General features: G+C 72.0%; 14 protein-coding genes and 1 pseudogene. 3 read left to right on the top strand and 12 right to left on the bottom strand.

Annotated elements, in window-relative coordinates:
• Positions 1-56 precede the first annotated feature (56 nt).
• Positions 57-923, top strand: a complete 867-nt coding sequence (locus tag ACZ418_RS10420) for a GNAT family N-acetyltransferase (protein ID WP_468359976.1) — start codon at positions 57-59, stop codon at positions 921-923.
• Here ACZ418_RS10420 and ACZ418_RS10415 read toward each other — a convergent pair.
• The 4 genes from ACZ418_RS10415 to ACZ418_RS10400 form a co-directional block, all read right to left on the bottom strand.
• The gene (locus ACZ418_RS10415) at positions 920-2,116 is read right to left on the bottom strand and encodes a sensor histidine kinase (protein ID WP_468359973.1); all 1,197 of its coding nucleotides are present in this window, start codon (positions 2,114-2,116) and stop codon (positions 920-922) included. The two genes, ACZ418_RS10420 and ACZ418_RS10415, sit on opposite strands and share 4 nt — an antisense overlap.
• Positions 2,117-2,392: 276 nt before the next feature.
• Entirely contained in the window at positions 2,393-4,129 is a 1,737-nt protein-coding gene (locus tag ACZ418_RS10410) for a sodium/solute symporter (protein WP_468359971.1), read from the bottom strand.
• 31 nt (positions 4,130-4,160) lie between these two features.
• Complete coding sequence (locus ACZ418_RS10405) at positions 4,161-4,526, bottom strand: hypothetical protein (protein ID WP_468359968.1); 366 nt, start codon at positions 4,524-4,526, stop codon at positions 4,161-4,163.
• 124 nt (positions 4,527-4,650) lie between these two features.
• Entirely contained in the window at positions 4,651-5,466 is an 816-nt protein-coding gene (locus ACZ418_RS10400) for a LytTR family transcriptional regulator DNA-binding domain-containing protein (RefSeq protein WP_468359965.1), read from the bottom strand.
• A 149-nt stretch (positions 5,467-5,615) separates the two neighbouring features.
• On the opposite strand from ACZ418_RS10400, the gene ACZ418_RS10395 reads away from it, so the two are divergent.
• A complete protein-coding gene (locus tag ACZ418_RS10395; protein WP_468359963.1) occupies positions 5,616-6,659 on the top strand; it encodes a bifunctional class I SAM-dependent methyltransferase/NUDIX hydrolase in 1,044 nt (347 codons plus the stop codon).
• 6 nt (positions 6,660-6,665) lie between these two features.
• On the opposite strand, the gene ACZ418_RS10390 is transcribed toward ACZ418_RS10395, so the two are convergent.
• The 6 genes from ACZ418_RS10390 to ACZ418_RS10365 all read right to left on the bottom strand — a co-directional run bounded on the left by ACZ418_RS10390 (position 6,666) and on the right by ACZ418_RS10365 (position 16,676).
• The gene (locus ACZ418_RS10390) at positions 6,666-9,035 is read right to left on the bottom strand and encodes a glycoside hydrolase family 65 protein (RefSeq protein ID WP_468360781.1); all 2,370 of its coding nucleotides are present in this window, start codon (positions 9,033-9,035) and stop codon (positions 6,666-6,668) included.
• A gap of 2 nt (positions 9,036-9,037) precedes the next feature.
• A complete protein-coding gene (locus ACZ418_RS10385; protein WP_468359960.1) occupies positions 9,038-11,422 on the bottom strand; it encodes a xanthine dehydrogenase family protein molybdopterin-binding subunit in 2,385 nt (794 codons plus the stop codon).
• 37 nt (positions 11,423-11,459) lie between these two features.
• On the bottom strand, positions 11,460-12,455 hold the full coding sequence (locus ACZ418_RS10380; RefSeq protein WP_468359958.1) for an FAD binding domain-containing protein: 996 nt from the start codon (positions 12,453-12,455) through the stop codon (positions 11,460-11,462).
• Complete coding sequence (locus tag ACZ418_RS10375) at positions 12,452-12,991, bottom strand: (2Fe-2S)-binding protein (protein ID WP_468359955.1); 540 nt, start codon at positions 12,989-12,991, stop codon at positions 12,452-12,454. Before ACZ418_RS10375 ends, ACZ418_RS10380 begins: the two co-directional genes overlap by 4 nt.
• A 94-nt stretch (positions 12,992-13,085) precedes the next feature.
• The gene (locus ACZ418_RS10370; RefSeq protein WP_468359952.1) at positions 13,086-15,299 is read right to left on the bottom strand and encodes an RICIN domain-containing protein; all 2,214 of its coding nucleotides are present in this window, start codon (positions 15,297-15,299) and stop codon (positions 13,086-13,088) included.
• An 18-nt stretch (positions 15,300-15,317) separates the two neighbouring features.
• Positions 15,318-16,676 carry a lectin gene (locus ACZ418_RS10365; protein ID WP_468359949.1) on the bottom strand — a complete coding sequence of 453 codons (1,359 nt, stop codon included), beginning with the start codon at positions 16,674-16,676 and terminating at the stop codon, positions 15,318-15,320.
• Positions 16,677-17,390: 714 nt separating this feature from the next.
• Between ACZ418_RS10365 and ACZ418_RS10360 the strand changes: the two are divergent.
• Positions 17,391-17,627 (top strand): annotated as a pseudogene (locus ACZ418_RS10360) (IS701 family transposase); the annotation flags it as partial.
• 664 nt (positions 17,628-18,291) lie between these two features.
• Here ACZ418_RS10360 and ACZ418_RS10355 read toward each other — a convergent pair.
• Positions 18,292-19,197 carry a hypothetical protein gene (locus ACZ418_RS10355; RefSeq protein ID WP_468359946.1) on the bottom strand — a complete coding sequence of 302 codons (906 nt, stop codon included), beginning with the start codon at positions 19,195-19,197 and terminating at the stop codon, positions 18,292-18,294.
• A gap of 251 nt (positions 19,198-19,448) precedes the next feature.
• Positions 19,449-21,368 carry an ABC transporter ATP-binding protein gene (locus tag ACZ418_RS10350; RefSeq protein ID WP_468360777.1) on the bottom strand — a complete coding sequence of 640 codons (1,920 nt, stop codon included), beginning with the start codon at positions 21,366-21,368 and terminating at the stop codon, positions 19,449-19,451.
• Positions 21,369-21,396 lie beyond the last annotated feature (28 nt).

Raw genomic sequence — 21,396 nt, 5'->3', positions numbered from 1 at the left:
AACCCCGGCCCGAAACCGGGTGCGGATGGTCGGCGCCGTGGTGTGTGATCGGGGGTATGGCGATCGTGCTGGGCAAGCCGGAAGTCGACGGGTTGAGCGAGGCTGTGGGTGTGCTGCGGGAGTGGCAGTACGACGGGGCGCCGATGCAACTGCATCCGGGGGATCTGGGCTGGTTCTGGCGGTTCGGTGCGGAGGCGACGGCCGCGGCGGTCCGGACCTGGCGCCGGGACGGACGCATGCTCGCCGTCGGGCTGCTGGACGGTCCCGAGCTGTTGCGGCTGACGATCGCGCCGGAGGCTCGGCGGGACGAGGAACTGGCACAGCGGCTGGTTGCGGACATCACCAAGCCGGAGCGCGGCGTACTGATGGCGGGGAAGGCGTACGTCGAGGCGCCCATGGGCGCGCTGGTCAAGGATCTGCTGTTCGAGCACGGCTGGAACGGGGACGAGCCGTGGACCCCGCTGCGCCGCGATCTCACGGCGCCGGTGCCAGACCCAGGCGTGCGGGTCGAGGTGATCGGGCCGGAGCAGGCGCACGTGCGGACCGCCGTACAGCGGGCGTCGTTCGACACGTCGACGTTCACGGTCGAGCGCTGGCACGCGATGGCGGCCGGATTGCCGTACGCCGACGCCCGGTGTCTGGTCGCCTACGACGGCCAGGGCAACGCGGTGGCGACGGTGACGGTGTGGTCGGCCGGTCCGGGGAAGCCCGGGTTGCTGGAGCCGATGGGAGTGCACCGGGAGCACCGCGGTCACGGCTACGGCAGGGCGATCACCGTCGCCGCGGCGGCCACACTGCGGGAGCTGGGCTCGTCGAGCGCGGTCGTCTGCACCCCGAGCTCCAATGTCGGCGCCGTCGCCACCTACAGGTCAGCCGGCTTCCAGCAGCTCCCTGAGATCCGGGACCACCGCCGGGACGCCTAGGGCTGCGCGGGCCTGGCCTGGATGCCGGGGCGGAATTTGGGGAGGCGGAGGGTGATCTTCGTGCCCGCTCCGACGCCGGTCTCGATGACGAGGCCGTGGTCGTCGCCGTAGACCTGGCGCAGCCGGCGGTCGACGTTGTTCAGGCCGATGCCGGTGGCGGGTCCCGCCGTGCCGCGCAGAATGGCGCGCAGGCGTTCCGGTTCCATGCCGATGCCGTCGTCCTCGATGACGACCCGGGCCTCGGTGCCCTCGTCCTCGGCGGTGATCGTGACGCCGATGCGCTCCACGGCCCCCTCCAGACCGTGTTTGAGGGCGTTCTCGACGAGGGGCTGCAGGCAGAGGAAGGGCAGCGTCACCGGCAGCACCTCGGGGGCGATGCGCAGGGTGACCGTGAGGCGGCGGCCGAATCGGGCCCGGGCGAGTTCCAGGTACTGCTCGATGGAGCGCAACTCCTCGGCGAGGGTGGTGAAGTCGCCGCCACGGCGGAAGGAGTATCGGGTGAAGTCGGCGAATTCCTGCAGGAGTTCGCGGGCGCGCTCGGGGTCGGTGCGGACGAAGGAGGCGATGCTCGCGAGCGAGTTGTAGATGAAGTGCGGGGAGATCTGGGCGCGCAGGGCCCGGACCTCGGCCTCGTGGGCGCTGGTGCGGACTCGGTCGAGCCCGGCGAGTTCGACTTCCAGGGAGAGCCGGCGGGCCGCTTCCTCGCCGGCCCGGACCAGGGCGGTGGACTCGTCGGCGGCGAGCAGGACGAGGGCGCCGGGGGCGCTGCCGTCGACGGGGAGCGGCACCAGGGCACCCCAGCGGACGGGGCAGCCGGTGTCGTCGCAGAACAGCGGGAAGGTCCGGGCACGGGACGGATGGGCGAGCTGTGCCGTCACCTCCGCGCGGTGGTGTTCGGCCGCGCCGTCCCAGGCGAGCACGGCGGTGTCGTAGGTGAGGGCGAGGGCGGGGGTGCCGAGCAGGGGGCGCAGCCTGCGGACCGTCTTCCGAGCCGTGTCCGGGGTGAGCCCGGCGCGCAGGGGCGCCGCGGCGAGCGCGGCGGTGTGCAGGGCATGGGCCAGGGCACGCCGCGCCCCCTCGCTGCCGGCCGACTGCTCCTGCTGCCGGCGCGCCGCCCCGTGCCCGAGGGCGGCACCGAGCACGAACAACGCGAACCCGGCGAGAGCGAGCGCCGCGGTACCGAGGACGGTCATGGGCGACAGGGGTTCGGGCCGGCGGGGTGGGCGGAGCAGTGCCGGGGGGCGCCGCCGACCGCCGCGTGCCTGGCCCGCTCGGCGTGTTCACCTTCCGGTCGGCCCGTGCGGGCTTCTCCGTTCGGCCGACCGGCGCGCGCACACGCCCGGCCGACGCGGCGGGCGGCCCGCGTCGGCAACTGGTTGGAGAGCACGCTGCGGAACCGGTCGGCGGGACGGCCGGTGCGCCCCACGGCGTCTTTGTCCATGTCGCTGGTCTGCACAACGGCTCCTCGGTCAGGTCGTCGCCGTTCTGGGGCGGGTGGCGGCCGGGGGTTCGGGGAGGTGGAGGCGGGCCATGGTGGCGGCGGTGCCGGGCGGGACGCGGCTGCGCGTGGCCAGGGAGATCAGGACCATCGCGGCGAAGCCCACCGGGACGGACCACACCGCGGGCCAGGCCAGCAGGGTGTGCAGCCAGCCGGAGCGGGCGCCGCCGGCGATGGTGGCCGTCACCGCGGTGAGCGCCGAGCCGCCGCCCAGGACGAGCCCGGCGATCGCGCCCGGCGGGGTCAGGCCGCGCCACCAGATGCCGAGGACCAGCAGCGGGCAGAAGGAGGAAGCGGAGACCGCGAAGGCCAGGCCGACCGCGTCCGCCACGGGCAGGTCGCTGACCACGGCAGCAGCGGCCGTCGGCACCGCTATCGCGGGCAGCGTGGCGAGCCGGAAGTGGCGGACGCCGAGCGTGGGCAGGACGTCCTGGGCGAGGACGCCCGCGACGGACATGGTGAGCCCGGACGCCGTGGAGAGGAACGCCGCGCAGGCGCCCCCCGCGACGAGGGCGCCGAGCAGGTCCCCGGCGACCCCGCCGAGCAGTCGCTGCGGCAGGACGAGGACCGCGGCGTCGGTGTCGCCGGTCAGGAGCAGATCGGGGGCGTACAGGCGGCCGAGCATGCCGTACAGGGGGACGAGGAGATAGAACGCGCCGAGCAGGGCGAGCACGCTCACGGTGGTGCGGCGGGCGGCGCGGCCGTCGGGGTTGGTGTAGAAGCGGACGACGACGTGCGGCAGGCCCATGGTGCCGAGGAAGGTGGCGAGGATCAGCCCGTAGGTGGCGTACAGGCTGTGCTGTTCGCGGTCCGAGGAGAGCGGCTCGGCCCAGCTGGAGGGCGCGGCACGGTCGGCGGCCCGGTCCGGCAGGGGGACGCGGGCACGGGCCGGGAAGCGCAGGGCGGTCTCCGCGCCGATCCGGTGCCGGCCCTCGCCGAGCCGCAGTGAAATCCCGTGCAGGGCACGGCCGTCGACCGTACCGGACGCGGTGACCCGGACCGGCTCGCGCACGGTGAGGGTGAGTGGCTTGTCGATGCGCACCTCGGTGGAGCGGTGGAAGACGGGCCGGTCGTCCCAGGCGGGTGCCGGGGCGTGGTCGCCGCGCCAGGCGAGCAGCAGGAACACCACGGGCACCAGCAGGGCGGTGAGTTTCAGCCAGTACTGGAAGGCCTGGACGAAGGTGATGCTGCGCATCCCGCCGGCGGCGACGGCGGCGGTCACCACGGCGGCGACGACCAGACCGCCGAGCCAGCCGGGGGCGCCGGTGAGCAGCCGCAGGGTGAGGCCGGCGCCGCGCAGCTGGGGCAGCAGATACAGCCAGCCGATGCCGACGACCAGCACACCGGCGGTCCGCCGCACCGCCCGGGACTCCAGCCGGGCCTCGGCGAAGTCGGGCAGGGTGTAGGCGCCGGAGCGGCGCAGCGGGGCGGCGACGAAGGCCAGCAGGACCAGGAACCCGGCGGTGTAGCCGATGGGGAACCACAGCATGTCGACGCCCTGGGCGAGGACGAGTCCGGCGACGCCGAGGAAGGACGCGGCGGACAGGTACTCGCCGCTGACCGCGCAGGCGTTGAGCCGGGGGGCGACGGTGCGCGAGGCGACGTAGAAGTCGGAGGTGGTACGGGAGATGCGCAGGCCGAGCGCGCCGACGAGGACCGTGGCGAGGATCACGGCCGTCACGCCCACGATGCCGTACGTCTCGTTCACCGGCCGGTCCCGGCGGGAAGTCGGCGCATGGTCAAGGGTGTTCCGCGGGAGCGCCGGCGGCCGGGGCGGTCTCGTTGCGCTCGGCACGGCGGACGTACCAGGCGCCGATGGCCAGCAGGGCGGGGTACGGCGCCACGCCCAGGAGGAGCCAGACGGCGAGGGGGACGCGGGGTGCGGCGTCGGCGAACGGCAGGACGCGCAGGAGCACGGGGAGCAGGCCCAGTAGAAGCGCGAGGAGGGCCGTGGCGGCGAGCGCGGCCCGCAACTGATGGTGCATCAACTGCCGTACTCGTCCCTCCGAGTGCGGCGAGGGATCCGGGCGCGGTGCGGTCGTACTGCCGCCGGGGCGCGGCCGTGCGGTGACCACCTCTCTGCGAGGGACGGATTCCGCACCCATGACGCACTCCCGACGCAGCGGTGATCACCTTGTGCTGCGGCGAGTGTACGCAGCGGGACCCCACCGAGACAGCGGGTGGACGAGAATCGCCACAGGTCCGTCACCCGGCAGCCGCTCGGCTTGTTCAACGGGCCCTGCCCGCCGCGTGTTTGGCGAGAAGGTCCCGTAGTTCGCGGGCGTTGCGCCGGCTCACGGCGAGCACGCGGTCGCCGATCCGTACGGTCACGTTGCCGCCGTCCAGGCGGAGTTCCTCGATGCGGCCGAGGGCGACGAGCCGGCTGCGGTGGATGCGCACGAACCCGCGTGCGCGCCACTGTTCCTCAAGGGTGGACAGCGCCACGCGCACCAGGTGGCTGCCGTGCGGGGTGTGCAGGCGCGCATAGTCGCCCTGGGCCTCGACATAGGTGATGTCGGCGATGGGCAGGAACCGGGTCACCCCGCCCAGTTCGACGGGGACCTGATCGCCGAAGGCGGGTGCGTGCCCGGGCGCGGTCGTGGCGAGGGTGGCGGCCGGCCGGGGGCCCTGCCCGGCCCGGACCAGTTCGGCGACGCGGCGTACGGCCTCGGCGAAGCGTTCCTTGCGGAGGGGCTTGAGCAGGTAGTCGACGGCCTTGAGGTCGAAGGCGCGGACCGCGAAGTCGTCGTGGGCGGTGACGAAGACGATCAGTGGCGGTGCGGCGAACCCGCCCAGCAGGCGGGCGAGTTCCAGGCCGTCGAGTCCCGGCATGTTGATGTCGAGGAAGACGACGTCGACGGCTTCCTCGCCGTCCGGCCCGGCCGCCATGGCCCGGCCGAGCCGGCGCAGCGCCTCGGTGGGTCCCGCCGCGGGCACCGCGGTGCCGACCCGGGGATCGCGTTCCAGGAGGTAGAGCAGCTCCTCCAGCGCGGGCTCCTCGTCGTCCACCGCCAGCACACGCAAGGGGGCGTCGCTCGCGCTCATCTCCGCCGTCTCCTTCCCGCTTCGACCACGTACCGGTGCATGGTGGTCTGCCCGGCCGTCCGCGTCGAGATCGCGCACCGCGGTGTACGGCGGGCGCCGCCGGGCGAGGATCCCGAAGTCCAGGGAGACGAGCGACCCGAGGAGGCCCGGTGGCATATGTGAGGCGCGAGGAGTGGGACGTGCACTACGCGGGCGGCGGCCGGTTCCGTGAGCTGGGTGACACCGAACGGAGGCTGCTGGCGGAGCATGTTCCGGCGCCCGCGGGCGGACTCGCGCTGGACGTCGGCTGCGGAGTCGGCGAACTCGCCCGGCATCTGGCCGGATCCGGCTACTGGGTGGACGCCGTCGACTGGTCCGAGGCCGCGCTCAGGGAGGCCCGGCGCACCGAGGCGGACGGCGTGACATACCGCCGCCTGGACATCGAGCGCGACGGTCTCGGTGAACTGGCCTCCGCCGCCTACGACTTGATCACCGTCCGGCTCTGCTGGGCCTTCGTCCGCGACCGTACCCGGGTGCTGAACCGGCTGCGCGAACGGCTGCGCCCGGGCGGCGCGCTGTGTGTGATCACGCCGGTCGTGGACGCGGTGCCGGACGAGCGGCGTGGCATCGCCCTGGACGAGCAGGAGATCGGTCTGCTCCGCACCGGCTGGACGTCCGCCGACCGCTACGACGCCGACGGCCTGGCGCTGCTCGTCCTGCGCGGCCCCTCCCCCACCACGCCCGGATACGCCGGCAAGGGCCGCCCCTCCCCGCACGCCCTCACCGGCGCCGGTGTCGTCGTCACGGACGCGGCGGGCCGGGTGCTGCTGGGCTGGTCGGTGCGGGGCGTCTGGGAGTTGCCCGGCGGCAAGAACGACCCGGACGAGGACTTCGCCGCGGCGGCCGTCCGCGAGCTGGAGGAGGAGACGTCCTTGACGGCCGACCCGGCCGGGGCGCGTGTGCGGGCGATCCTGATGGACTACGTGCACGGCATCCCCCGGGTGACGGCCGCCGTCCGGGTGACCTCCTTCATCGGCGAACCCGTGGTCACCGAACCGCGGTTGATCCGCCGCTGGGAGTGGCACGAGGTCGGCGATCTGCCCCGGCTCGGTCGGCCGCTGTTCACGCCGAGCGCACATGTCCTGGACACCGTGTGGCCGGATCTGCTGCCCGGGCTGCCGCCCGTGCACCGGTACCCGGTGACGGACGGCTGAGCGGTGTCACTCCGGGACCACCAGCCGTGCCGCCTCCCCCGGACCCACCGGCACCACCCGTTCGCGCAGGCAGACGTCTATGGGGGCGCGGTCGGAGTCCGGTACGGCGATCTCCAGCAGGCCGCCGCGCAGGCGGAGATGGACGCCCCAGTGGCCGTGGTAGCGGATGGCGAAGCCGTAGGAGGAGAGTTCGGGCAGGGGGACCGGGTCGAGACACAGGGCGCCGTCGCGGGTCTCCAGGCCGGTCAGTCCGCGCTGCACGAGGTCGAGGGTGCCGGCCATGGCGCCGAGGTGGATGCCCTCGCCGGTGGTGCCGCCCTGCAGGTCGGCGATGTCGCCGCGCAGCGCCTCCTGGACGAAGGCCCAGGCGTCGGCGCGGCGGGCGCGGGTCAGGATCCAGCCGTGGACCAGACCGCTGAGGGTGGAGCCGTGGCTGGTGCGGTGCAGGTAGTGGTCGACGGTCGCGATCCAGGTGTGTTCGTCCAGGTGATAGCCCAACCGGTGGAAAAGGGCGCGGAGTTCGGACATCGAGAAGAGGTAGCCGAGCATGAGGACGTCGGCCTGTTTGGACGCCTTGTAGCGGTTGGCGGTGTCGCCCTCGGCCTCCAGGATCCGGTCGAGCCGGCGGATGTCTTCGTACCGCTTGCGGTAGTCGTCCCAGTCCAGCTCGGCGAGGTCGCCGTAGCCCTCGAACTGGCTGATCACCCCGTCGTGGAAGGGGATGTGGAGAGTGCGGGAGATCTCCTCCCAGTGGGCGGGCTCGTCCTCGTCCAGGCCGATGCTCTCGGTGAGTTCGCGGCGGCGCGGTTCGGGCAGGATGTCCAGCAGGTCCAGGGTGCGGGCGAGCACCCAGGCCGCGGTGACGTTGGTGTACGCGTTGTCGTCCAGACCCGGCTGGGGCGCGCCGGGGTAGGCGTCGTGGTACTCGTCGGGGCCCATCACGCCGCGGATGCGATACCGGCCGAGGCGGTCGTCGTAACCGGCCGAGTCCGCCCAGAAGCGCGCGATCTGCAGCAGCATCTCGGCGCCCTCGCCGTGCAGGAAGTCGGTGTCCCCGGTCGCCTCGCAGTACTGCCAGATGTTGTAGGCCACCGCCGAGCCGACGTGGTGCTGGAGCCGGGAGTGGTCCGGCACCCAGCGGCCGGAGCGCGGGTTGAGGTGGAATTCCTGGGCCTCCTCGCGGCCGTCGCTGCCGCTCTGCCACGGGTAGAGCGCGCCGCGCCGGCCGAGTTCGCCGGCCGCGTGGCAGGCCGTGTCGAGACGCCGGTGCCGGTAGTGGAGCAGGGCCCGGGAGACCTCGGGGAGGTGCAGGTTGAGGTAGGGCAGGACGAAGAGTTCGTCCCAGAAGACATGGCCGCGGTAGGCCTCGCCGTGGAGTCCGCGGGCGGGGACACCGGCGTCGAGGTCGGCCGTGTGCGGCGACAGGGTCTGCAGCACGTGGAACAGGTGCAGGCGCAGGATGCTGCCCGCCTCCCCTGGCACCTCGAGCGCGGTGCGCCGCCACAGCTGCTCCCAGGCCGCCGTGTGCGTCTCCAGCAGTGCGTCGAAGTCGGGGGCGGCGCCGACGCGGTCGACGGCCGCGTCCAGCGGGTCACCGATGGCGGGGTCGTGCGAGGTGTGCAGCGCGACCGTCTTGTCGACGGTGACGGTACGGCCGGGTGTCAGGCGCAGCTTCACGTGCTGGACGGCGCGCAGGGCCTCGTGGGCCGTCGCCACCGGCGCGTCGGTGGCCAGCCGGCCGGCCAGGGCGCATTCGATACGGGAGGTGCGGGTGTGGCAGCGCAGCCACATCGCGCCGTGTGCGGCGAGGCCGGTCCGGATCTGGGTGAGGTGCCGGCCGTCCAGGTCCCGGTAGCGGGTCACGCCGGAGTTGGTGACGCGTCCGTCGAGCGCGGCCTCGACCTCCAGCTCGGTCCCCTTGCCTTCGACGGTGAACTCGGTGCGCATCGCGGCGATATGACGGTCGGCCAGGTGGACCAAGCGCAACTGGCGCACATGGAGCGTGGTGCCGCCGTCGAGGCCGTAGCTGGTGCGGCGTTCCAGCAGTCCGGGGTCGAGATGGAGCGTCAGATGGTGCTCGGTGACGGGGTCGGCGTCCGGGGTGAGCCAGGCGCCGCCCGCCGGACGGAAGCGCAGTGGCAGCCAGTTGGGGAGATTGACCATGTCCTCGTTCTCGACCCGGCGTCCGGCGACCTCGGAGGTGAGCCGGTCGTAGCAGCCGGCCACATAGGTGCCCGGGTAGTGGACGTCGTCCGCGGTGCACTCGGGCAGTGCCCCGCGGGTGGCGAAATACCCGTTGCCCAGGGTGCACAGCGACTCCCGCAGGCGTTCGTCCTCCGGCCGGTAGCCCTCGTACTCCCAGGTCGGCCCTGTCACGGTCACGCCTCGGACAGCAGGCCGGCGAGGATCCGGTCGGGCGTGAGGGGCAGGTCACGGAAGCGGATGCCGGTGGCGTGGTGGACGGCGTTGCCGATGGCGGCCGCGGTGCCGACGATGCCGATCTCGCCGATTCCCTTGCTGCCCATGGGGTTCAGGTGCGGGTCGTCCTCGTCGATCCAGTCGGCCTCGATGTCGGGGACGTCGGCGTGCGCCGACAGGTGGTAGGTGGCGAGGTCTGCCTCGGTGAAGTCGCCGAACGCGGGGTCCACCGTGCTGTGTTCGGTGAGGGCCATGCCGAGGCCCATGGTCATGCCGCCGGTGAACTGGGAGCGTGCGGTACGGGAGTTGAGGATCCGCCCGGCGGCGAAGATCCCGAGCAGTCGCCGTACCCGGGTCTCGCCGGTGACGGTGTCGACGGCGGCCTCGGCGAAGTGGGCGCCGAAGGCGTGCCGGGCGTAGGGGCTGTCGGAGTCGGCCTGCCCGGCGGTGTCGGCGTGGGTCTCGATGCCGTCGGCCGGCAGCGGCCCGGTGTGCGCGGCGAGCCGGGAAGCCAGTTCGGCACACGCGTCGTGTACGGCCCAGCCCCAGGAGGCGGTGCCCATGGAGCCGCCGGCCAGCCAGGCCGAGGGCAGGTCGCTGTGCCCGATCTCGGTGCGGACCCGGTCGAGGGGCACACCGAGGGCGTCGGCGGCGATCTGGGCGAGGACGGTACGGGCCCCGGTGCCGATGTCGGTCGCATTGATCCGGACGATGAAGCCGCCGTCGGGCAGGGCCCGGGCGGTCGCGGTGGCCGGGACGGCCGCGGCCGGGTAGGTGGCCGCGGCCACGCCGGTGCCGATGAGCAGCGGGCCCTCGCGGCGCACACCCGGGCGTGGGTCGCGCTCGGCCCAGCCGAAGCGGCGGGCGCCCTCGCGCAGGCACTCCACGAGGTGTCGGCTGCTGAACGGTTTGCCGCTGCCGGGCTCGCGCTCGGGTTCGTTGCGGACGCGCAGCTCCACCGGGTCCATGCCGAGGGCGTCGGCGAGTTCGTCCACGGCCGACTCCAGGGCGTACATGCCGGGCGCCTCGCCGGGGGCGCGCATCCAGGACGGGCTGGGCACGTCGAGCGGCACCACCCGGTGGGAGCTGAGCAGGGCCGGGGTGGCGTACATGACGCGGGCGGGCACCGCGGCCTGCTCCACGAACTCCTTCACCCGGGAGGTGTGGGTGGTCACCTCGTGCAGCACGGCGGTGAGCGTGCCGTCCGCGCTCGCGCCGAGGCGCAGCCGCTGCACGGTGGGGGCGCGGTGGCCGACGGTGGTGGGCAGGTGGCGGCGGGGGTAGGCGAGGGTGACGGGCCGGCCGGTGCGCCGGGCGGCCATGGTGGCGAGGACGACGTCGGGGCGCGGGGTGCCCTTGGAGCCGAAGCCGCCGCCGACGTGCTCGGTGACGACGGTGATCCGGTCCTCGGGCAGCTCGAACAGCTGGGCGAGGACCTCCCGCACGGTCGTACCGCCCTGGCTGGAGGTGTACACGGTGAGCCGGTCCCCGTCCCAGTGGGCCGTGCTGGTGTGCGGCTCCATGGGGTGATTGTGCAGCGGCGACACCCGGTAGGTGGCATCGACGCGCACCTCGGCCGCGGCGTAGGCGGCCTCCGGGTCGCCGTGCTCGACGCGGCCCGGATAGCCGGCGTTGGCCTCCTCCGGCTCGTAGGCGTCCGGATGCCCGGGGTCCAGACCGGCGTCGTGGGGTTCGGCCGTGTAGGTGACACGTACCGCCCGGGCGGCCGCGCGGGCCGTCTCCAGGGTGTCGGCGACGGCGAGGGCCACGCACCAGCCCCGGTGCGGCACGTGCGGGCCCTGCAGGACGGCGAGCGTGGCGTCCTCGGGTGCCGCGAGGCGCGGGGCGTCGTCGGGGGTGAGGACGGCGAGGACGCCGGGCAGGGCGAGGGCGGCCGAGGCGTCGACGGCGGTGACCCGGCCACGTGCGATCGCGGCCGGCACGGGCCAGGCGTGGACCCGGCCGGGCAGGGCGTACTCGGCGGCGTAACGGGCGGTACCGGTGACCTTCTGCAGTCCTTCCCGGCGCTCGGCGGGCGCGCCCAGGGCGCCGCCCGGGTGCCCTCCTGGCCGAGGCTCACCGAGGGACCCGACAGAGCTGCCCGGGGCCGCGTTCCGTGCGCCGCGGTGCTCTACGGGAGCGTGCGCGGCGCTGCCTGGTGCCGCAGACCCGACCGACGCGCTGCCGAGGGCCGGGACCCCACCTGACCGGCGCTCACCGAAAGCCGTGGTGGGGGCGCCCAGGGCCGCGTCCCTGCCCGGCCGGCGCTCGGCGAAAGGCCCGTCGGGGGACGTGTTGCGTGCGTCCCGGTGTTCGGCGGGAGTGCCCGGGGAGTTGCCGGTCATGGGTTCCTCCTGCTCTGCTCACTCCTGTTGCGCCGGCTCAGGCGACCGCCGGTGCCGGGGCGAGACGGTTCAGGACGTCCAGGGCGAGATTGCGGGCGAGGGGCACCTTGTAGGCGTTGTCCCGCAGTGGCTCGGCGTGCGCGAGCTCCAGCGCCACGGCTCCCTCGAAGGCGGCGGGGGTCGCGGGGCCGCCCAACAGCGCCAGCTCGGTGTGCCGGGCCCGCCAGGGCCGGTGGGCGAGCCCGCCGAAGGCGATCCCCGCATGGTCGATGACGCCCTCCGCTACCCGCAGCACGACGGCCACGGAGGCGAGGGCGAAGGCGTACGACGCCCGGTCGCGGGCCTTGCGGTAGGCGGACGGGACGCCGGCGGTGGCCGCCGGAAGCAGGACACCGGTGATCAGTTCGCCGGGGCCGATCCAGGTGTCCCGGTCGGGATGCTCGCCCGGCAGCCGGTGGAACTCGGCCGCCGGTAGCCGCCGGACGCCCTCGGTGCCGTACAGCTCGACCTGTGCGTCCAGCGCGGCGAGGGCGACGGCCATGTCGGACGGGTTGGTGGCGATGCAGTGCTCCGAGTGCCCGAGGACGGCGTGGTCGCGGTGGACGCCCACCCGGGCGCCGCAGCCGCTGCCGGGCTCGCGTTTGTTGCAGGGTTTGTCCAGGTCCTGGAAGTAGGGGCAGCGGGTGCGCTGGAGCAGGTTGCCGCCGGTGGTGGCGGCGTTGCGCAACTGCCCGGAGGCGCCGGAGAGGAGCGCCTGGGACAGCACCGGGTAGCGGTCGCGGACGCGGGGGTCGGCGGCCAGGTCACTGTTGCGGACGGTGGCGCCGACGCGCAGCGAGCCGTCGGGCAGCTCCTCGATGCCGGCCAGCGGCAGCCTGCCGACGTCGATGAGGACGGTGGGCCGCTCCACGCCGAGTTTCATCAGGTCGACCACGTTGGTGCCGCCGGCCAGATAGCGGGCGCCGGGGTGGGTGGCGTACGCCTCGACGGCCTCCTGGACGCTGCCGGGCCTGAGGTATCCGAAGCCGTTCACCGGATCACGTCCTCCACCGCCTCGACGATGCGTGGGTAGGCGCCGCAGCGGCACAGGTTGCCGCTCAGGCGCTCGCGGATCTCGGGCCGGTCCAGCGGGACGGGCCGGCCGGAGGGGGCCGCGGGGTCGGTGACATGGGAGGGGTGGCCGGCGGCGGCCTCGGCGAGCATGCCGAGGGCGGAGCAGATCTGCCCTGGGGTGCAGTAGCCGCACTGGAAGGCGTCGCGGTCGAGGAAGGCCCGCTGCAGCGGGTGCGGCTCCTCGCCGTCCCCGCCGAGGCCTTCGACGGTGGTGATCTCGCTGCCGTCGAGGGCGACCGCGAGCAGCAGACAGCTGTTGAGGCGGCGGCCGTCGGCCAGCACGGTGCAGGCACCGCACTGGCCGTGGTCGCAGCCCTTCTTCGCCCCGGTGAGACCGAGGTCCTCGCGGAGCAGGTCCAGCAGGACACGCCGGTGGTCGACGTGCAGGGTGTGGGGCTTCCCGTTGACCCGGAGAGTGATCTCCGACTCGGGAGAGAGCTGGTTTTCGCTGGTCATGGCAGGGGTGGCCTTCCGGACGGGCCCTGGTGTCCGTCCAGTCCGCGTATCCACGCGGCGGTGCCTCACACGTCCGGGAGGCCACGCCCTTCGCTCACGGGTAGCGGACGAGGTCCGCGACGTTGGCCGAGGAGTTCGAGGGTCCTCCGGTGTTGTTGATGACGTGACTGATGGTGCCGGTGCCGCCGAGGGAGACGGTGACCATGCTGGTGAAGCGGACGTTCGGGTTGTCCGGCACCTCGAAGGCACGGTCGGCGGTCACGCTCGGGTTGACGTTGAAGTAGCAGTAGCTGCCGAACCCGTACGCCTGATGGCTGGTGACGGAGTCGGCGACCTTGTAGGCGGCGTAGCCGCGCGTGGAGCCGTTCATCCAGGCGGACTGGCTGGGCGGGTCGTACGGCATCTCGTTCTGGAAGAAGTAGGTGCGGCCGCCGTTGCCGTTCCAGATCACCTGGTACTTCTGGAAGTGCTCCACGAACAGGCCGTACATCGTCACGTCGTCGCCGCCCACGACGAGTCCGGTGTCGGCGGTGTTGCTGGTCCAGCCGACGCCGCCGCCGTGGTCGGCGCGCCAGATCCACATGTGGTCGCCGATGACGTTCTTGCTGTTCACGACGAGGCTGGTGACCGCCTTGCCGACGCCCGCGCCGCCGATGCGGAAGTAGACGTCGTGCAGGGAGGTCGGGTCGGCCACGTGGGAGGCGGTGGAGCCGGCCGGCCCGACCTCGACCAGGGTCTTCGAGCTGGTGGTGCCGGCGTCGAAGAGCAGGCCCGCGATCTTGACGCCGTCGACGTCGGCGACGCTCATCGCGGTGATGCCGTTGTCCGGGACGAAGGTGGCGAGCCCGAGGCCGAGGACGACCGTGTCGGGGCGGGTCACCTTCAGGGTCTGGTCGAGGTGGTAGACGCCGGGCGTGACGAGCAGGTTCTGCCCCGCCGCGAGGGCCGCGTTGATCTGTGCGGCGGTGGCGCCCGGCTTGACGACGTAGAACTGGCTGAGCGGCAGCGAGGTGCCCTGCGGGCTGCCGCTCGCCCAGCTGGTACCCGTGGTGTTGGAGCGCACGGACGGCACGAACACCTGGTAGTCACCGGAGCCGTCGACGTACAGGAACGGCTTCTCACGGGTGACCGGGCTCTGGGCGACGGTGGTGTACGGCGGATTGGGGAAACTGGTGGCCGGGACACCCTGACTGCCGACGAACACCATGTTCCAGTTGGCCCCGGTCCAGCCGCCGAGCTGGGAGTTGCGGGTCAGCCACTGCTGCTGCGAGCCGGAGTTGACCTGTCCGTCCACCTTGCTGTCGGCGAGGTAGCCGCCGGAGGACCAGCCGCCGTCGTCCAGGGCGAGGTTGCCGCGCAGATGCATCCGGCGGTACGGCGCGGCCTGCGAGACCGCCCAGCGGTCGCTGCCTTTCGCCGGGTTGACCGAGAGGTTCTCGGCGCCGCGCCAGAAGTTCTGCGTGGCGTTGCCCTGGAACCAGTCGGCCTCGGCGTGTACGGCACCGTTGATGGAGACCGCGTCCGGGGTCAGTCCGAGGCCGAGCACCTGGGTGTAGAAGCCGACGTTGACGTCCGCACTGTAGGCGCCGGGCTTGAAGAGGACTGCGTAGCGCTGGGCGCCGAACTGGTTGGTCTCCTGCTGCTTGAAGATCGCGTCCAGCTTGCTCTGTATGACGGAGGACGACATGGACGGGTCGAAGACGACGACGTTCGGACCGAGGTCCGGGTTCGTGGCCGGCTGGGTCACGGGGACCACCTGGAAGCGCTGGGCGGCGGTGCCGTTGCAGGTGTACTGCACGAACTGCACGCTGTCGGCGGTGGAAGCACCGGGGTCGTCCAGGCACTTGCCGCTGTTCTTGTTGACGAAGTGGAAGGCGCCGCCGCCGTCGTCCACGGCCTGCCACTGCTGGTTGGCGCCGCCGACGTAACTCCACAGGTGCACCGGTGCGTTGTCGGCCGTGGACACGTCGCTGACGTCGACGACCTGGTTGGTGTCGTTGCGGTTGTCGATGTGGACGTAGCCGTCACCGGCGTCGGTGAAACTCCATTGCTGGGCGTTGGTGCCGTTGCAGGTGTACTGCTGGACGGCGGTGCCGTTGGCGGTGGCCGCGGCCTTGGCGTCCAGGCACTTGCCGCTCGCGGCGTCGATGACGGTCGCGAAGCCGGTGGGCAGGGCGGCGGCCTGGGCGGTGGCGGCGCGCGCGGGGCCGGCGCCGAGCAGGGGCGTCGGCGCGGCGGTGAGCAAGGCGGCGGCCGCTGCCACGACGAGGGCGACGGCGGTTGGTCTACGACGTGAGAGAGGAAGCACGGGTTCTCCTGCGGGGGCTCAGCCGGTGTAGGCGGCGAAGACGCGGGTGTAGTCCCAGTCGGACTGGCTCACGCCGGAGCAGCTGTCGGCGGGGCCGCCGGTGCACGGCCGGTCGCGGTTGGCGGACCAGAAGGTGAGCCGGGCGAGGTGGTGCGCCTGTGCGTAGGCCAGGATGGTCCGGAAGTCGTTCACCGTGACGGTCTCGTTGTTGTCGGTGATGCCGTTCATGGACGAGATGCCCATGTCCCGGTAGGCCTGGTCGTCGCTGTAGTGGTAGGCGTTCTTCAGCGCGTTCTTCAGGCCCTCGGCGGCCTGGGTGGTGAGGTTGCCCATGTTCTGTCCGGCGCCGCCGAAGTCGAACGGCATGATGGCCCAGGCGTCCGCGGTCAGCCCGGAGGAGGCGGCCCGGTTGATGAGGCTGGTGTCGGGCCCGCTCTGCCCGGTTCCCTGGGTGATGTACACCTTCAGCCCCGGGTTGTTCGCCTTCACGGTCTTCAGCGCGTCCACGGTGCGCTGCTGCACGGTCGCGCTGCTGTAGGCGTCGGCCTCGATGTCGATGTCGATCGCCTTCAGGCCGTAGGCGTTGATGACCTTCTGGTAGGCCGCCGCCAGCTCGCCCGCGCTGGAGCAGGAGCTCTCCAGCTTGTTGCCGCTGTAGCCGCCGAAGGAGGGGATGACGTCACCGCCGTCGGCCCGCACGGTGTTGATCGTCTGCTGGTCGACCCCGCCGGTCAGCGGGCGGCTGCCGTCCCACTGCGGGTTGCAGTAGCCGTTGCTGAGCACGAAGGCGAGGGTGAACCACTTGACGCCGGTGGCCTGGGTGATGGTGGTCGGGTTGGGCGGGCTGCCCCAGCCGTTGTAGAGGTACGGCGCGACGGCCATGGGCGCGGACGGGGTGCCGTCGCCCCCGCTCGCGGGTGCGGTCCACTTCTGGTTGGCGCCGCCGGTGCAGCTCCAGATCTGTGTCCGGGTGCCGTTGGCGGAGTTGTTGTCGGTGACGTCCAGGCACTTGTTCGCCTGGGGGTTGACGATGTCGTGGGCGGCGGTGACGGTCCACTTCTGGTTCGCACCGCCGGTACAGCTCCACAGCTGCACCTTGGCGCCGTCGGCGGTCGAATTGCCGGTCACGTCAAGGCACTTGCCGAGGGCGCGGATGGTGCCGTCGGTGCCGACCGTCCACTGCTGGGCGTTGGTGCCGTTGCAGTCGTAGAGCTGGACGGGCGTGCCGTCGGCCGAGTTGGCCCCGGCGACGTCGAGACACTTGCCGGCGAGCCCGGTGATGGCGCCGGTGGCGGCCTGGGCGGGGGAGGCGGTGAGCAGTCCGGCGGACAGCGCGAGGACGCCGAGGGAGACTGCTGCGGGAAGAGGTCTGGCCATGTGTGGGAGGGGGCCTTTCACGTGGGGGGTGCGCGCCAACGCCCGTGAGCACACCGAGGGTTGGGGCGTCCACAGGCTTTGTTTAAGGCGTGAAGCTAAAGGTCCGGACCAGTGGAGTCAAGTGGTACGGCACAACCTGACCGCCTGGCACTCCAGTGCGACTTCGTGATCCAGCTAGGCGTCGAGGCAGTGGCAATCCCCATCCGGGAGGCCGATCACCAGGCCGCGCGGTGTCCCTCGACTGGTTCGAGGAGAGGTTGCGTCAGATCGCCCAGATCGCGGCCTTCTACCAGGCTGACGAGTACGACGAGAGGCCCCGATGTCGCCCCCGCAGAAGGCCCACCTGACGTCGTCGTACTGCCGAGCGGGGAAGGCCCAGCCCCCGCTGTGGGTGCGCTCCGGATCGTCTGCTTACACGATCTCCTTGATCCGGGCCAGCTGTCGGCGCGCTGCCCTGGCGCACGGTTCCTATGCGCTTGCACGCCAGGAGCGACCTGCTCGGCCGCGCAAAGGGATTGACAGGTGGATCAGCCGCCTCGGGCGAGAGCGCGCCATCCCCATCCGGTCGGCCCTCGCGATTTTGCGCTGGGCCCGGGTGAGTATGAGAACGGCCAACGCGTGATCATCAGGGGTTGTGTGGACTCCTGAAGATCGCGCGATGGCCGCGGGTCACAACATAGACGCGGTGCGCTGCAGGCGATGTTCGACCAGGCCATGGCCCGCGTCGCGGGCCGGTTTCGCCGAGTGGAACCGCGGGCGACGGCACGGGCGTTCATCCTCGGCGACGCGGTCCGCTCCTACGTCTGGACCACCTCGACGGGGACGGCGTGTTGATCGTGGACGAGACAGGGTTCCGCGCGTCCTCGCGAGGCCAGGCCCTGATTGACCGTCGGCTCTACCTAGCCGAACACACCTTGGTGCCAGGATCCCGAATCGCCGCTCGGCTCCGGGCCGGAGCGAAGGGGATAGGAAAAAATAGGGTGGCCGTCGGGAGGGGTGCGATACAACGACGCTTCGGTCGCACGTCACTGGGGTGCGGGCGCAGGCGGGCGAATGAATAGCCCGAGCAGGCCGGATAGCACTGTCGCGAAGATCCCAAAGAGGACATCATCGATGCCAGCCGCACCGGCCGCTACGGCCAGTTTGACTTCTGTCGGCTGCCCCTGCACGCCGGCCGGCGCCTGCGTAACGCTCTCTTGGATGGAGTCCTCACCGTTCGCCATGGATGTTGTGCGTAGCAGCGAGAACCTATGCATGCGACCCAACGCGCGGGAGCCGCCGCGAGGCTCCCCCGGACGGCAGACCAATCCACCCGCGACCACGCCCACCCCGAGGCTTGGGGTCAACCGTGTACGACCGTCGACCCCAAGGCGTCCTACTGGTCCTGTTCCGTCTGTTCGTCCGGTTCGACTGTCTCGCGCTCACGCTCGCGCGCGCGTCGCTGGGTGTACTCGCGCATGCTTTCGCCGTCGGGCGGTTCATCCGCGCGAGGCGGCCGCGGCTGTGACGCCCTGGCCTTTATCCTCTCGATCTGCTGGTGCAACTGGGCCGCGCGAGCCCTTCTCTCCCTTTCGTCTGCTTCGCCCATGGCAGTCCTCCCGCTCGGGATGGCGCATTACCCATTTTGCTCCTCGCCTTCCTCCCAGGCACTCTCGACGATCTTGCCTGCCATCAGGGCCTCGATCTGTTGCCGCCAGCCTTCTGCCCGCGAGGCAGTGGTCTTCTTGATCTGCGCGGTCAATGCCCTGGCGTCGGCGAACTTGAGGGACTGCGGTCCGGACTGGGCGATGCGCAGAGCCGTGTCCGTCTTGGCGTCGATGGCGGAGCGGAGGCTGCCGACCCGGTCCGTCATGCGCCCGAGATCACGGAACGTGGGCTGGGACGTGCCGAACCAGACCTGCTGCCACCAGTGATTGGTGGTGCGGTCGAGGAAGGAGATGTAGCCGCCTTCGCGGATCGAACGGGGCTTCTCAATGTTGCCGGCGAAGCTGTACCGGACGCCGTCGGCCGGCACCGGGTCGTAGAAGCGCGGCGTGATGAAGTCCGAGACGAGCAGTCCGTTCACGGTGTACCCGAATTGCGGGTCCTCCGGGGGATCGGCCACCTCGACCAGGAACTCGACGACTCCCTGGTCCGGTTTGGGGGACTGGCCCGCCATGAGCCTGTTGCCGCCCGGGTCGGCCAGCATCTCGAGCGTCTCGTGACTCGCCGTGAGCGACCAGCTGTCGCTGTACTGGACGAGGGCGAACGGTTGGCCGTGCTCATCGAGGTGGATTCCGGCGGCACCGGGCTCGTTGATGTCGTCGCGCACGATGACGGGCCAGTACCCGACGGGGACGTCCTCCAGTATGTCGAACGGGTCGACGGTCGCGGAGACGTTCCAGAGGGGGCCGAAGTCCCGGGTGGCCTGCTTCTGCAGCGCGGCCGCCACGCGGTTGAGCTGCGCGGGGGTGATCTGGTTGGTTTCGGATACGAGGGCGACCTGGGTCAGCAACATCGAACTTGCCTCTTCCGTTTCCATGTCGGCGCGGTGGTCCGCTCGCCTGGGACGGCGGTCCCGCAAGCGGGCGACGGGCCATTCCAGCTCGACAAAGACGCCGAGCAAAGAAACCGTATGTCCCGATCTGCGAACTCTGCCCGCTGATACCGCTACACGGGTGACGTGTCCAGCACTCATCGTGAGCGACTCTCCCGCTCTCACCGACCCGGTCGCCTCGCCCCACACCACAGCCCCTCCGCCGGCCCAACCCGCCTCGCCCCACACCACAGCCCTCACGCCAGCTCAACCGCCTCGCCCAGCGCTTCGGTCCTCTCCGCCGGTGCCGTCAGGGCGCCCTCCCGCTCCGCGAACTGGGTGCGGTACAGCTCCGCGTACCGGCCCCCGCCCGCCAGCAGTTCCTCGTGCGTGCCGCGTTCCACGATCCGGCCGGACTCCACGACCAGGATCTGGTCGGCGGCGCGGACCGTGGACAGGCGGTGGGCGATGACCACGGCGGTGCGGCCCTCCAGGGCCTCGGTGAGGGCTTCCTGGACGGCCGCCTCGGAGGTGTTGTCCAGGTGGGCGGTGGCCTCGTCCAGGATGACCACGCGCTGGCGGGCCAGCAGGAGACGGGCGATGGTCATGCGCTGGCGTTCGCCGCCGGAGAGCCGGTAGCCGCGCTCACCGACCACGGTGTCGAGGCCGTCGGGCAGGGACCGTACGACGTCGGCCAGGCGGGCGCGGCCCAGCGCGTCCCAGAGTTCCTCGTCCGTCGCCTCCGGGCGGGCCAGCCACAGGTTGGCGCGGACCGTGTCGTGGAAGAGATGGCCGTCCTGGGTGACCATGCCGAGCGTGCCGCGCAGCGAGGCGGCGGTCAGGTCGCGGACGTCGACCCCGCCGATGCGGACCGCGCCCGCGTCGACGTCGTACAGGCGTGGCAACAGCTGGGCGATGGTGGACTTGCCGGCGCCGGAGGAGCCGACGAGGGCGACCGTCTGGCCGGGTTCGGCGCGGAAGGAGACGCCGTGCAGGACCTCGGAGCCGCCGCGGGTGTCGAGGGCGGCGACCTCCTCCAGGGAGGCGAGGGAGACCTGGTCGGCCGAGGGATAGGAGAAGCGGACGTCGTCGAACTCGACGGCGACCGGGCCCTCGGGGACCTCGCGGGCGTCCGGCTTCTCCTCGATCAGCGGCTGGAGGTCCAGCACCTCGAAGACCCGCTCGAAACTGACGAGCGCGCTCATCACCTCGACCCTGGCTCCGGCGAGCGCGGTCAGCGGGGCGTACAGGCGGGTCAGCAGCAGGGCGAGGGAGACGACCGCGCCCGCCTGCAGGGTGCCGTGCAGCGCGAACCAGCCGCCGAGGCCGTAGACGAGGGCCAGCGCGAGGGCGGAGACCAGGGTGAGGGAGGTGATGAAGACCGACTGGGCCGTGGCCGTGCGGACGCCGATGTCACGGACCCGGGTGGCGCGGGCCGCGAACTCCGCCGACTCCTCCTCCGGGCGGCCGAACAGCTTGACCAGGGTGGCGCCCGGTGCGGAGAAGCGCTCGGTCATCCGGGTGCCCATGGCCGCGTTCAGCGCCGCCGCCTCGCGCTGCATGCGTGCCATCCGGGTGCCCATGCGGCGGGCCGGCAGCACGAACACCGGCAGCAGCACCAGCGCGAGCAAGGTGATCTGCCAGGACAGGGTGAGCATCACCGCGAGGGTGAGCAGCAGGGTGACCAGATTGCTGACCACGCCCGACAGGGTGTTGGCGAAGGCCCGCTGGGCGCCGATCACGTCGTTGTTGAGACGGCTGACCAGCGCTCCCGTACGAGTCCGTGTGAAGAACGCGACGGGCATGCGCTGCACATGATCGAACACAGCCGTTCTGAGGTCGAGGATGAGTCCCTCCCCGAGCGTCGCCGACAGGCGCCGGCCGAGGATGCCGAGCCCCGCCTCGGCGAGGGCGACCAGCGCGATGAGCAGGGAGAGCCGGACCACCGTGGCGGAGTCGTGCCCCGCCACGATCGCGTCGACGACGCGGCCGGCGAGCACCGGGGTGGCCACGGCGAGCAGGGCCGTGGCCACCCCGAGCAGCACGAACCGGACGATGCCCGCGCGGTGCGGGCGGGCGAAGGCGGCGATACGGCGCAGGGTGGCGCGGGCGAACGGACGGCGCTCGGCCTGTGCGCTCATGACACTGTGCAGCTGCATCCATGCAGTGGTCTCCATGCTCATGGGAACGAACGTAGAACCTCAA

Source organism: Streptomyces sp. NPDC030820 (assembly GCF_055572075.1).
Note: the sequence above shows the minus strand (reverse complement) of the source record. Positions and strands in the feature narration are given on the sequence as shown.

Bases quoted from the DNA above. Each gene is read 5' to 3' on its own strand.
- ACZ418_RS10420 (WP_468359976.1), top strand. From the start codon at position 57: ATGGCGATCGTGCTGGGCAAGCCGGAAGTCGACGGGTTGAGCGAGGCT.
- ACZ418_RS10415 (WP_468359973.1), bottom strand. From the start codon at position 2,116: ATGACCGTCCTCGGTACCGCGGCGCTCGCTCTCGCCGGGTTCGCGTTG.
- ACZ418_RS10405 (WP_468359968.1), bottom strand. From the start codon at position 4,526: ATGGGTGCGGAATCCGTCCCTCGCAGAGAGGTGGTCACCGCACGGCCG.
- ACZ418_RS10400 (WP_468359965.1), bottom strand. From the start codon at position 5,466: ATGAGCGCGAGCGACGCCCCCTTGCGTGTGCTGGCGGTGGACGACGAG.
- ACZ418_RS10385 (WP_468359960.1), bottom strand. From the start codon at position 11,422: ATGACCGGCAACTCCCCGGGCACTCCCGCCGAACACCGGGACGCACGC.
- ACZ418_RS10375 (WP_468359955.1), bottom strand. From the start codon at position 12,991: ATGACCAGCGAAAACCAGCTCTCTCCCGAGTCGGAGATCACTCTCCGG.
- ACZ418_RS10365 (WP_468359949.1), bottom strand. From the start codon at position 16,676: ATGGCCAGACCTCTTCCCGCAGCAGTCTCCCTCGGCGTCCTCGCGCTG.
- ACZ418_RS10355 (WP_468359946.1), bottom strand. From the start codon at position 19,197: ATGGAAACGGAAGAGGCAAGTTCGATGTTGCTGACCCAGGTCGCCCTC.
- ACZ418_RS10350 (WP_468360777.1), bottom strand. From the start codon at position 21,368: ATGGAGACCACTGCATGGATGCAGCTGCACAGTGTCATGAGCGCACAG.